Genomic DNA, 11338 nt, shown 5'->3' with positions numbered 1-11338 from the left:
CGCCATGAGCCGCGACAGCCGTTACCTGGAATCCATCCTCCATCACGACATCCCCCTCACCCGGGAAATGGGCCTCAAGGTGCTCGACTGGCAACACGGCCAACTGCAACTGCATTTACCCTTGCAGGCCAATATCAACCACAAGAGCACCATGTTTGGCGGCAGCCTCTACTGCGGCGCCGTGCTGGCGGGGTGGGGTTGGTTGCACCTGAGACTGCGCGAAGAGGGCATCGAAGACGGGCACATCGTGATTCAGGAAGGGCAGATCAGCTATCCGCTGCCGGTGACGCAGGATGCGACGGTGATTTGCGCAGCGCCGGAGGAGAAAGTGTGGAAGCGCTTTGTCGCAACGTACAAGCGCTATGGGCGAGCGCGGTTGACGCTGGAGACTTGGATTGTGAATGAGGGCAGCGCAGAGCAGGCCGTGTCGTTTACTGGCCAGTACGTCCTGCACCGTTAAAAATGTGGGAGGGGGCTTGCTCCCGATAGCGGTGTATCAGCAGCACATTCAGTGACTGACACTCCATTATCGGGATGTAGAACCGTAGACATCGTTTACAACTGAAACCGGGGACATCGTTTACACATTTGAGGCCTGGACGCGGGTCATACCGCGTCCAAATCTCCCCAAGGGATAATCACATAGGTACAGATCCCAAACATCATCTTCAGCTTCTCTGAGTCCTATCCGTTCCCCAGACAATGCCTCGCTGATAAATACCAACTTGCCGTTCCACTTGATCGACCCGTCCTGTCTGACGCTTCGAACCTTCATTTCGGACGGATACTCCACATCCGGCAAGCATCCTGGGTAAATCCGGGTAGACGGCACATACACGTCCCCTGGACGCTTCATGCCGAGCGCTTCATGAGGGCGCACGTAATTGAACTCATGCCTGAAATGCTCCAGCAAAAGCTGCTGCTCGATTAAGTTTTCTCCTAAGGGCAGCTCCAGTTTCAAGCTACGGTGCATCCGCTCATGGCGACCATTTTGGGCCGGTCTTCCTGGCATGGTGCGCTCCGGATAGATGCCCAGACGTATCCACCAAACTGCCAGCGTGGACATTCTTGCCAGGCCAGGAGAGGCAAACGGAACACCGTTGTCCGACCGAATAACTTCGGGCATGCCGTACTCTTCAAACAGTCTCTCAAAGGCGTGTTTAACAGGTTCAGTCTTGATCTTTGAATGAGCCCTGCACGCCAAAATCATCCGGGACGCGTGGTCTGTGATGGTCAAAGGGAAGCACATCTGCGCGTTATGCATTTTGAATTGCCCTTTGTAGTCGGCGCACCATGTCTGGTTAGGTTCGTTGGCCTCGCGCATTGCTACAGGGGAAGTACCGTGTCTGCGCTTGAAGCGCCGCTTTTGGACGAGCCCAAGTCGATCAAGCCATTGGCCTGCTGTACTTGGGGAAGGCCAGGCGATGGAGGGATCTTCAAGTCGCAATAGCTCGAGAAGCTTCTTCGGACCCCATTTATCGTGCGCCTCCTTCATCGCCACCACACGGGCCAGGATTTCATCGTCGGTTTTATTGGGGCTGTTGTGAGGGCGTCGGGACAGTTCGGCTAAAGACTTTAAATCGCCATTGTGCCGGCCGATCCATTTGTCGACGGTAGGCCGACTTACGTTAAAGCGGCGCGCCAGCTGGCTTTTGGTGTAGTTACCAGAAAGCCAGTCAGCGACCAGTCTGATTCGTTGATTCATCGGAGACTCTTGGTTCCAGGGCATGATCAGTTACCTCCTGATCATGCGTATTAACCTGTAAACCATGTCCCCGGTTAGAAATGTAAACGATGTCCCCGGTTTGTACCGGAGCAAGCCCCCTCCCACAGTTTGATCTGTTGCGGCTTCAGGATCTGGCCAGGGTCAACAGGCGCTCACGCCACGCCGCCTTGGCCGGCAACGCCAGGAAGAACGGGTTCAACAACGATTCCCGCGCCGGGTAGCTGAACGGTTTGCCATTCAGCTCCAGCACCTCGCCCCCCGCCCCTTCCAGCACGCCTTGCGCCGCCGCAGTGTCCCACTGCGAGGTCGGCGCCAGGCGCGGATAACAGTCGGCACTGCCCTCGGCCAACAGGCAGAACTTCAAGGAACTGCCGATATTCGCCAGTTTCAGCTCCCCCAAGCCTTGGCTCAGCCCCTCCAGCAAACGCTCCTGCTCCGGGCTGGTATGACGGCGGCTGGCAACCACGGTAAAGGCTTCACCCGCGGCCGGAGCCTGGCGCACCTGGATCTGCCTGGGCGCGGCATTCACATCCGAACGCCAAGCCCCCAGGCCCGCGCCGCCGAAGTAGCAACGACCACTGGTGGGCATAGACACCACGCCGAACACCACGCGGCCTTGTTCGATCAAGGCGATATTGACGGTGAATTCTTCACTGCCACCAATGAATTCCTTGGTCCCATCCAACGGGTCCACCAGCCACCAACGCTGCCAACCGGCGCGCACGCTCTGGTCGATATCGGCGTCTTCTTCGGACAGCACCGGAATGCTTGGGTCCAGCGCAGTCAGGCCAGCGAGAATCAGATGGTGCGCAGCCAGGTCGGCGGCCGTCACCGGCGAATCATCCGCTTTGGAGGTAACCGCGACGTCGGCACGCCAGTACGGCAGGATGGCTTCACCTGCCTGGCGAGCCAGTTCGATGACGGGGGCGATAAAGGGGTGGCCCAGAAACAGTTCGCTCATAAGGTAAACACTCCACGCTGGGTCAGCAGGTCTCGCACCAGGTACAGCGCGGCAAGTGCCCGGCCCTCACTGAACTGCTCGTTTTGCGCCAGTGCCGACAGCTCACGCAGGTTGACCCGCTCCACGCGCATGGGCTCGGGCTCATCGCCTTCCAAGCGCTCTTCATAAAGCTCGGTGGCCAGCACCACCTGGATTTTCTGGCTCATGTAGCCAGGTGACAGCGAAAGCTCAGTGATGTGTTCCAACTGGCGTGCGCCATAGCCGGCTTCTTCCTTGAGTTCGCGGTCAGCCGCCGCCAGCACATCCTCGCCGGGCTCGATCAAGCCTTTAGGCAAGGACAACTCATACTCGTCGGTGCCACCGCAGTACTCTTCCACCAGCAAGGCATGGTCTTCGTCGATCATCGCGACGATCATCACTGCGCCGTAACCGGCACCACGGCCCACCAGGCGTTCGTAGGTCCGTTCAACGCCATTGGAAAAGCGCAATTGCACTTCCTCCACGCGGAACAAACGGCTACTGGCGACTATTTCGCGGGCGAGGACAGTGGGTTTCTGGCGCATGAACGGCTCCTTGGCGTGATCGGGTTACTATACCGTGGCTTTTCCGATTGTCTGTGTCGGATATCTTTACTTACATGAGAACGCCCCATGCCCTCTTTGCCCTGGCACGCCATCGACACCGTCCTGCTGGACATGGACGGCACCTTGCTCGACTTGCACTACGACAACCATTTCTGGATGGAGCACCTGCCCCAGCGTTATGCCGAACTGCACGGTGTAAGCCGGGCCATGGCCGAAATGGAACTGCAGCCCCTGTTCGAGCGTAACGCCGGACAGTTGCAATGGTATTGCCTGGATTTCTGGAGCGCCGAACTGAAGATCCCAGTGCGCGAACTCAAGCTTGAAACCGCCCACCTGATCGCCCTGCGCCCGGACGCCGATACATTTCTGGCGGCGATCAAACAGGCCGGCAAACGCGTGATTCTGATCACCAATGCTCACCGCGATTCGTTGTCATTGAAGTTGGAGCGCATTGAGCTGGCGCCGTACTTCGAGCAACTGATCAGCTCCCACGATTACGGTTTTCCCAAGGAAAACCAGCAGTTCTGGGAAGCGCTGCACGCTGATATCCAGTTCGACCCGGCCCGTAGCCTGTTTATCGACGACACCCTGCCGATCCTGCGCAGCGCCAGGGAGTTCGGTGTGGGGTATTTGCTGGCAGTCAAAGAGCCCGACAGCAAGAAGGGCCCGAAGGACACCGCAGAGTTTGCGGCTGTCGAGGACTACCGCGACCTAATAGCCGGACTCTGAACCCATGTGGGAGGGGGCTTGCTCCCGATAGCGGTATATCAGAAACACATCCAGTGACTGACACACTGCCATCGGGGGCAAGCCCCCTCCCACAGGGTTGTTGTGCGTATTACTCAGGAATACGCAGGGTCTGGCCTGGGTAGATTTTGTCCGGGTGCGACAACAGCGGCTTGTTGGCCTCGAAAATCTTGTTGTACTGGTTGGCATTACCGTACACAGCCAGCGAAATCGCGCTGAGGGTATCGCCCTTTTTCACCACGACGAAACGCGCAGCGGTAACCGCAGGGCCCGTGACGGTGATCTGATCATCCACGCTCGCCACGCCGGCGATGTTGCCCAGTGCCAGCAGGATTTTCTCTTTCTCTTCCTGGGTAGCCACTTCACCGGTCACGGTGACCTTGTCGCCATCCACGGTGGTTTGCACGTTTGGATTACCCAGGCCCACCTTGCTCACATGCTCCTTCAACTGCTCACTCGCATTAGCATTACCCGGCGTCAACAGGTCGACGATCTTTTCGCCGGCTTCTTTGATAAAGCTGAAAATACTCATAGTGCGCTCTCCTTGGGTTTAAGTTCCTGATGTCCAAGACTAGACCAGTCCCAGGGTTTTGGGTTCCAGAGCCTTCGACGGCGAGCAGACGACCGCGCAAAACCGAGCCTTGATCGACGCCGTCTATCACTACATCAATACTGGCAATTAGACGCGACCCTTTGTCGCGCCTAGTCTGAACACTGACCAATCCGTCGGTGGTAATTGCCTCATGAACGCCAAGCGCCCAACCTGCGCGGCGCCCGCCCTTGAAACGCCCGCGCCCGCCGCCAGCCAGAGCTATGAGTACAGCAATCTCGAACTCACAGACGTCGGCAGTACTGCACTGGCCGAAGAGGTGGCGTTGGCGATTGCCTATAACGACATCAGCCAGGCCGTCATGCTGGTGACGCCGACCGACCTGGAAGACTTCATTGTCGGCTTCAGCCTTGGCAGCGGCATTATCACCGACGTCAGCGACATCTATGACCTGAAGCTCAGCGGCTCGGGCTCTGCACAGTATGCTCAGGTACAGATTTCCAGCCGGGCGTTCTGGAACCTCAAGCAGCAGCGCCGCCAATTAGCGGGCACCAGCGGCTGCGGGCTGTGCGGCGTCGAAGCCGTGGAGCAGGCTTTGCCCGACCTGCAGGTGCTGCCCGGTGCACCCTTGCCACCCGCCGCCTGGCTCGATGGCCTGCGCCAGCGCATCAGTGCCTTCCAGCCCTTGGGCCAACACAGCGGCGCGGTGCACGCAGCCATATTTATGAACAACCAGGGCGAATTGCTGATGGGCCGCGAAGACATCGGCCGGCATAACGCCCTGGATAAATTGATTGGCGCACTGATCCGCCAACAGATTCCGACCGACGGTGGCCTGGCAATTGTCACCAGCCGCTGCAGCCTCGAATTGATCCAGAAAGTCCTGCGCGCGGGCATCCAGACCCTGGTCAGCCTGTCGTCGCCCACCGGCCTTGCCCTGCAATGGGCGCGTCGGCATAACCTCAATCTCATCCACCTGCCGCAGAAAAGCGCGCCGCGGGTCTACAGCCCAGCGATGGAGTAACAGCCATGAGCCTTCACCACCAAGCCGACCAAACCCCAACCCCACGCTACAAGCCCTACAAAGGCCCGGCAGGCGGCTGGGGTGCATTGATCAGCGTGGCGCACGCCTGGCTGACCAGCGACAACGCACTGAAAAACCTGCGCATGATGCTCAAGACCAACCAGAACGGCGGTTTCGACTGCCCGGGCTGTGCCTGGGGCGACTCGCCGGAAAGTGGCATGGTCAAGTTCTGCGAAAACGGCGCCAAGGCAGTCAATTGGGAAGCCACCAAGCGCCGCGTGGATGCCGCGTTCTTCGCCAAACACAGCGTGACCGCGCTGCTGGAACAAAGCGATTACTGGCTGGAGTACCAAGGCCGTCTCACCGAGCCTATGCGCTACGACGCCGCGACCGATCGCTACCAGCCCATCAGCTGGGACGCCGCGTTCGACCTGGTCGGCAAGCACCTCAATGCCCTGCCCTGCCCGGACATGGCCGAGTTCTACACCTCGGGCCGCGCCAGCAACGAAGCCGCCTACCTGTACCAGCTGTTTGTGCGCGCATACGGCACCAACAATTTCCCGGATTGCTCGAACATGTGCCACGAAGCCAGCGGCGTCGCCCTGGCCCAGAGTGTGGGCGTGGGCAAAGGCACGGTGACCTTTGATGACTTCGAACATGCCGACGCAATTTTCGTCTGGGGCCAGAATCCCGGCACCAACCATCCGCGCATGCTCGAACCGCTGCGCGAAGCGGTGAAACGCGGCGCTCAGGTGGTGTGTATCAACCCCCTGAAAGAACGTGGCCTGGAACGCTTCCAGCACCCGCAACATCCGCTGGAAATGCTCACCAACGGCGACAAGCCAACCAACACCGCCTACTTCCGCCCGGCGCTGGGCGGCGACATGGCCATCTTGCGCGGCATGGCCAAGTTCCTGCTGCTGTGGGAGCGTCAAGCCTTGGCCGAAGGCAAGGAAGCAGTGTTCGATCACGACTTCCTCAACGAACACACCATCAACGTGCTGGACTATCTGGGCCAGATCGACGACACCTCGTGGGAGGAAATCGTCGAGCAGTCCGGCCTGACGCTGGTGGAGATCGAGCAAGCCGCGCGCATGTATGCCAAAGGCAAGAACGTGATCATGTGCTGGGCGATGGGCATCACCCAACACCGTCACTCGGTACCGACCATCCAGGAAATCGCCAACCTGATGTTACTGCGCGGCAATATCGGCCGCCCAGGTGCCGGCCTGTGCCCGGTGCGCGGTCACAGCAACGTGCAGGGCGACCGCACCATGGGCATCAACGAACGCCCACCGGTGGCATTCCTCGACTCACTGGAGCGCCGCTTCCAGTTCCAGGTGCCGCGCACCAATGGCCACAACGTGGTCGAAGCCATCCACGCGATGCTTGAAGGCCGCGCCAAGGTGTTTATCGGCCTTGGCGGCAACTTCGCCCAGGCCACGCCGGACAGCACCCGCACGTTCGAAGCGTTGCGTAACTGCGACCTGACTGTACAGATCAGCACCAAGCTCAACCGCAGCCATCTGATGCACGGCAAAGACGCGCTGATCCTGCCATGCCTGGGCCGTACCGACATCGATATCCAGGCCGAGGGCCCGCAAGCGGTGACTGTGGAAGACTCGTTCAGCATGGTCCACGACTCCAACGGCCAGTTGCAGCCGCTGTCGAAGCTGATGAAATCGGAGCCCGCGATTGTGGCGGGCATTGCCGCCGCGACCCTGGGCAGCAAACCGGTAGATTGGAATTGGCTGGTGGCTGACTACGGACGCATTCGCGACCTGATCGCCGACACCATTCCAGGCTTCAAGGACTTCAACGAGAAGCTCAAAAACCCGGGCGGTTTCTACTTGGGCAACTCCGCCGGCGCACGCCGCTGGAACACCCCATCGGGCCGCGCCAACTTCCGACCGAACGTCCTGCCCAAAGACCTGATTCACGAACGCACCCACGCCACAGGGCGTGTGCCGGACCTGATCATGCAGTCGATGCGTTCCCACGATCAGTACAACACCACTATCTATGGCCTGGACGACCGTTATCGCGGGGTCAAAGGGCAACGGGATGTGCTGTTCGTCAATGAAGCCGACATCATCCGCCTGGGCTTCAAGCCGGGGCAGAAGGCGGACATCATTTCGCTGTGGGAAGACGGCCGAGAGCGGCGCGTCAAGGGCTTCACCCTACTGGCGTTCGATATTCCGGCCGGGCAGGCCGCTGCTTACTATCCGGAAGTTAACCCTCTGGTGCCATTGGAAAGCACGGGCGACGGTAGCCATACGCCGACGTCGAAGTTTGTGGCGATTCGTTTGGAGGCGGCGAGCGATAATGGGTTGATCATGGCGCGCTCGGCCTGATTTATGTCTTTGTTGGCTCCCATATTTGAGATGCATTTCAAATGTGGGAGCGGGCTTGCCCGCGAAGAGGCCCGCACGATCACCACACATTCTGCAGGCACAAAAAAAGGCCGCTTTTTATATAAAAGCGGCCTTTCCCAAGTAGCTAAAGACTCGTAAAAACAACTTAAGTTCCCTATACAAAACAGTAACTTAGCAAATTGTATACAACTGCTGCCGCCGGTCGGATTTCGATTGTCAGCGACTCGATACAACCTCAGGATCGCGCCGTCATCCCCTTGAGGTTTCCCTGAATGAAGTTCTCCTCGATTCTCTTGTTGTCCCTTGGCCTGGTCAGTGGCGCAGCCATGGCCGGTGGCACCACCGAAGCCGGTGTGGGCGGCGCATTGGGCGGGGTTTTAGGCTCGGTTGTCGGCCAGCAGTTGGGCGGCAACACCGGTTCGACCATCGGCGCAGCGCTGGGTGGCGCGGGCGGTAGCGCAGTCGGCGCCGACAAGCGCAGCCGTGGCGAAGCAGCCATTGGCGGCGCACTGGGCGCCGCCGGCGGCAACGTGGTAGGCCGCAGTGTCGGCGGCAGCACCGGCGCACTGATCGGTTCAGCCGCCGGTGGTGGCGCAGGTGGCGCGCTGGGCAACTACATGGGCAACAAGAGCGATGACGATGACCGTCGTTACCGTGGCCGCGACGACCGTCGCTACTACCGCGATGGCCACCCTGGCCGCGGACATGCCTATGGGCATCGCAAGAACAAACATCACTACCGTCACCGCTAGGCTTTAAAGAACACTGCAAATCAATGTGGGAGGGGGCAAGCCCCTCCCACATTTGGTTCAGCGGTGTTTGCGGGACCGAGTCAGGCTACCAACCGCTGTAACGCCTCGCGCAACCTCCCCGGAATCGTCACCGGCTGGTTCGTGCCCCGATCGACAAACACATGCACAAAACGCCCCGCCGCACAGGCTTCCTGCTCGCCTGCCTTGAATACCGCCAACTCGTATTGCACTGAGCTATTGCCCAACTTGCCCACTCGCAGGCCGATATCAATGCGCTCTGGGAAAGCGATCGACGCAAAGTAATCGCACGCCGAACTGACTACAAACCCGACCACTTCCCCGTCATGAATATCCAACTCGCCCTGTTCGATCAGGTAGGTATTCACCGCAGTGTCGAAAAAGCTGTAGTAGGTGACGTTATTCACATGGCCATACACGTCATTATCGTGCCAGCGCGTAATGATCGGCTGGAAGTGTGCGTAATCGGCACGTTGGGGCACTGAGTCAGGCATGGGCACCTCTGGTTAGAAGGAGTTTACAGGTCATTCAAATGGGCTTCGGCCCACTCACGAACCTCGGCGTAGGGGTAGTCCTCCAGCGCAGCGAACCCGGGAATACCCCGCGCCTTCAACTTGGTGAACAACGGCACGCTGATCCCACCCAGAAAGCGCGTCAACCGTTCCGCACCCGGCAATTGGCCGGTGTGCTCATGATGCCTGTGGATAAAATCACCGCACAGCCCCATAAAGTTTTTATCCACAAGCGGCGGCAGGCGCGGCGGCGGCGGTAGATGGGCGACGTGCCCGTGGCACACCGAGCAATGCCCGCAACGCTCAGGTACATTTTCGTCGCCAAAATAGCGCGCCAGGCGTTGCCCCAGGCACTGCTCGGTGGCGAACAGATCAAGCATGGCGTGAATCCGCGCCACTTCTGTCACCTCGTGCTGCTTGAAGCCTGTGTATAACTCGGCGCTCAGGACCTGTGGGTCGAAATCGGTGTTCAGCAAGCTGTAGACCTCGGTCATCTGCTTGCTTTCCAATTCGATCAGGCCCTGTTCCTGGAAGTAATCCAACGCTTTCACCACACGACTGCGCTCGGCGTTGTGCTGCTGGTAGAGCGCGTCGAAATCCACGGTCGCCCAGGTTTTCGCGCGCTTGCACACCTGGATGATCGCCGCGACAAACTGTTGCCGCTCCCCGGAAAATCGCGCCAGCAAGGCATCGGGTTCGATCAGGTACTTGAAACGGTACTCGGCATAAAACGCGTAGCGCGGTGCGATCACGCCCTTGAGCTCCAACTGCACCAGCAGCGTCTTCAACGGCAGCTCGCGAATGTTACTGTGGTCCGATAAAGACCTGAGTAAAAACTCCCATTGGCCCTCGTCTCGCGCGGCCTGCACCTCTTCCAGCACCCGGCGGATACCTTCCTGCTCCGGCGTATCACCGTACACGAAGTTTTCCAGCACATTGAGGCTGTCGCGATTGGCCAGCACCAGGCAGTCCGAAGGCTGGCCATCGCGCCCGGCGCGGCCGATTTCCTGGCTGTAGTTTTCGATGGATTTGGGCAGGTCGAAGTGCACCACATTGCGGATATCACTCTTGTCGATGCCCATGCCAAACGCGATGGTGGCGACGATGCAATTGGAGCGCCCGCCCATGAAACGCTGCTGGATGCCCTCGCGTTTGTCGTGGGGCAAACCGGCGTGATACGCCTCGGCCTGGATGCCGTTACGGTTCAGGTGCTCGGCGATCTGCTCGGCGGTTTTTTGCAGGGTGACGTAGACGATGCTCGGCTGATTGGCCCGCTCGCTCATCCATTGCACGAGACGCCGGCGTTTGTCCGCGCCGCTCACCGGTTCTACCAACAAGTTGAGGTTGGGCCGGTAAAAGCCCGTGGTAATCACATCCTGCGGCGCAATGGCGAACTTGGCCTGCATATCGGCAATCACCTTGGGCGTGGCCGTAGCCGTCAGCAGCAGCGCTTGTGGGATCTTGAACTGGCGCTGGTAGTCGGGAAGCTTCAGATAGTCCGGACGGAAGTTGTGGCCCCATTCGGAAATGCAATGCGCCTCATCCACCACCAGCAGCGAGAGCTGCACACTTTGCAGGAAGTTGCGGAAACGCTCATTTTTCAAGCGTTCCACGGAAATCATCAGGATCTTCAATTCGCCTGAACGTGCGCGAGCCATCACGTCATTGGCGTCCTCGCGGCTTTGCGCCGAGTCGATGCTGCCCGCTGAAATGCCGTGACGCCGCAGGAAACCCAACTGGTCCTGCATCAATGCCAACAACGGCGACACCACCAGCGTCAGGTGTGGCAGCAATACGGCTGACAGTTGATAACACAGGGACTTGCCCGACCCGGTGGGGAAAATAGCGGCCGCCGAACGACCGGCCAGCACGGCGCTGACCGTCTCTTGCTGGCCCAAACGAAACTGTGGATAACCAAAGACCTGCTGGAGGGTGTCGTGCATAGGCTGTCACTCCATTGACCGTTGAACGTGGCTTAAAAACGTAGCCCATTAAGTTCAGCGGATCGAGAAAGGTCGCATGGAAAAAAGAGACAGGATGATACACAGGGTGCAGCAATGGCCTTGGGCCAAATACGACGGTAGGAACA

11 protein-coding genes are annotated in these 11338 nt (G+C 59.2%); 5 read left to right on the top strand and 6 right to left on the bottom strand.

The window, feature by feature from the left end; translation table 11 throughout:
- Positions 1–4: 4 nt before the first annotated feature.
- Positions 5–460 carry a thioesterase domain-containing protein gene (locus tag C4J84_RS01535; protein WP_124368926.1) on the top strand — a complete coding sequence of 152 codons (456 nt, stop codon included), beginning with the start codon at positions 5–7 and terminating at the stop codon, positions 458–460.
- A gap of 120 nt (positions 461–580) precedes the next feature.
- Here the strand turns inward: C4J84_RS01535 and C4J84_RS01530 are convergent, their stop codons facing one another.
- The 3 genes from C4J84_RS01530 to nudE all read right to left on the bottom strand — a co-directional run bounded on the left by C4J84_RS01530 (position 581) and on the right by nudE (position 3250).
- Positions 581–1729 (bottom strand): DDE-type integrase/transposase/recombinase, encoded by a 1149-nt coding sequence (locus C4J84_RS01530; RefSeq protein ID WP_124429758.1) that lies wholly within the window; start codon positions 1727–1729, stop codon positions 581–583.
- A 121-nt stretch (positions 1730–1850) separates the two neighbouring features.
- Entirely contained in the window at positions 1851–2687 is an 837-nt protein-coding gene (gene cysQ, locus C4J84_RS01525) for a 3'(2'),5'-bisphosphate nucleotidase CysQ (protein ID WP_124369226.1), read from the bottom strand.
- Positions 2684–3250 carry an ADP compounds hydrolase NudE gene (gene nudE / locus C4J84_RS01520; protein ID WP_124360813.1) on the bottom strand — a complete coding sequence of 189 codons (567 nt, stop codon included), beginning with the start codon at positions 3248–3250 and terminating at the stop codon, positions 2684–2686. The genes cysQ and nudE overlap by 4 nt, the downstream gene beginning before the upstream one ends.
- A gap of 87 nt (positions 3251–3337) precedes the next feature.
- On the opposite strand from nudE, the gene yrfG reads away from it, so the two are divergent.
- Positions 3338–4000, top strand: coding sequence for a GMP/IMP nucleotidase (gene yrfG / locus C4J84_RS01515; protein ID WP_124434814.1), 663 nt, complete (start codon positions 3338–3340; stop codon positions 3998–4000).
- A gap of 109 nt (positions 4001–4109) precedes the next feature.
- Here the strand turns inward: yrfG and lysM are convergent, their stop codons facing one another.
- Positions 4110–4550 carry a peptidoglycan-binding protein LysM gene (gene lysM, locus C4J84_RS01510; RefSeq protein ID WP_003187704.1) on the bottom strand — a complete coding sequence of 147 codons (441 nt, stop codon included), beginning with the start codon at positions 4548–4550 and terminating at the stop codon, positions 4110–4112.
- A gap of 211 nt (positions 4551–4761) precedes the next feature.
- On the opposite strand from lysM, the gene fdhD reads away from it, so the two are divergent.
- The 3 genes from fdhD to C4J84_RS01495 all read left to right on the top strand — a co-directional run bounded on the left by fdhD (position 4762) and on the right by C4J84_RS01495 (position 8719).
- Positions 4762–5592 carry a formate dehydrogenase accessory sulfurtransferase FdhD gene (gene fdhD, locus C4J84_RS01505; RefSeq protein WP_124434813.1) on the top strand — a complete coding sequence of 277 codons (831 nt, stop codon included), beginning with the start codon at positions 4762–4764 and terminating at the stop codon, positions 5590–5592.
- Positions 5593–5597: 5 nt separating this feature from the next.
- Positions 5598–7946: an FdhF/YdeP family oxidoreductase gene (locus C4J84_RS01500; protein ID WP_124434812.1), complete on the top strand. Its 2349-nt coding sequence runs from the start codon at positions 5598–5600 to the stop codon at positions 7944–7946.
- A 293-nt stretch (positions 7947–8239) separates the two neighbouring features.
- The gene (locus tag C4J84_RS01495) at positions 8240–8719 is read left to right on the top strand and encodes a glycine zipper domain-containing protein (RefSeq protein WP_124369222.1); all 480 of its coding nucleotides are present in this window, start codon (positions 8240–8242) and stop codon (positions 8717–8719) included.
- A gap of 80 nt (positions 8720–8799) precedes the next feature.
- Here C4J84_RS01495 and C4J84_RS01490 read toward each other — a convergent pair whose 3' ends face one another.
- The gene (locus tag C4J84_RS01490; protein ID WP_124428398.1) at positions 8800–9231 is read right to left on the bottom strand and encodes a thioesterase family protein; all 432 of its coding nucleotides are present in this window, start codon (positions 9229–9231) and stop codon (positions 8800–8802) included.
- A 23-nt stretch (positions 9232–9254) separates the two neighbouring features.
- Positions 9255–11192 carry an ATP-dependent DNA helicase RecQ gene (locus C4J84_RS01485; protein WP_124434811.1) on the bottom strand — a complete coding sequence of 646 codons (1938 nt, stop codon included), beginning with the start codon at positions 11190–11192 and terminating at the stop codon, positions 9255–9257.
- Positions 11193–11338 lie beyond the last annotated feature (146 nt).

The sequence above is a fragment of the Pseudomonas sp. R11-23-07 genome (genome assembly GCF_003852295.1).
Classification (GTDB): Bacteria; Pseudomonadota; Gammaproteobacteria; order Pseudomonadales; family Pseudomonadaceae; genus Aquipseudomonas.
The sequence above is the reverse complement of the archived record's forward strand: the minus strand, read 5'-3'. Positions and strand labels throughout refer to the sequence as shown.

Coding starts and splice junctions, on each gene's coding strand:
- C4J84_RS01495 (WP_124369222.1), top strand. CDS start 8,240: ATGAAGTTCTCCTCGATTCTCTTGTTGTCCCTTGGCCTGGTCAGTGGC.
- C4J84_RS01500 (WP_124434812.1), top strand. CDS start 5,598: ATGAGCCTTCACCACCAAGCCGACCAAACCCCAACCCCACGCTACAAG.
- nudE (WP_124360813.1), bottom strand. CDS start 3,250: ATGCGCCAGAAACCCACTGTCCTCGCCCGCGAAATAGTCGCCAGTAGC.
- C4J84_RS01535 (WP_124368926.1), top strand. CDS start 5: ATGAGCCGCGACAGCCGTTACCTGGAATCCATCCTCCATCACGACATC.
- fdhD (WP_124434813.1), top strand. CDS start 4,762: ATGAACGCCAAGCGCCCAACCTGCGCGGCGCCCGCCCTTGAAACGCCC.
- yrfG (WP_124434814.1), top strand. CDS start 3,338: ATGCCCTCTTTGCCCTGGCACGCCATCGACACCGTCCTGCTGGACATG.
- lysM (WP_003187704.1), bottom strand. CDS start 4,550: ATGAGTATTTTCAGCTTTATCAAAGAAGCCGGCGAAAAGATCGTCGAC.
- C4J84_RS01490 (WP_124428398.1), bottom strand. CDS start 9,231: ATGCCTGACTCAGTGCCCCAACGTGCCGATTACGCACACTTCCAGCCG.
- C4J84_RS01485 (WP_124434811.1), bottom strand. CDS start 11,192: ATGCACGACACCCTCCAGCAGGTCTTTGGTTATCCACAGTTTCGTTTG.
- C4J84_RS01530 (WP_124429758.1), bottom strand. CDS start 1,729: ATGCCCTGGAACCAAGAGTCTCCGATGAATCAACGAATCAGACTGGTC.
- cysQ (WP_124369226.1), bottom strand. CDS start 2,687: ATGAGCGAACTGTTTCTGGGCCACCCCTTTATCGCCCCCGTCATCGAA.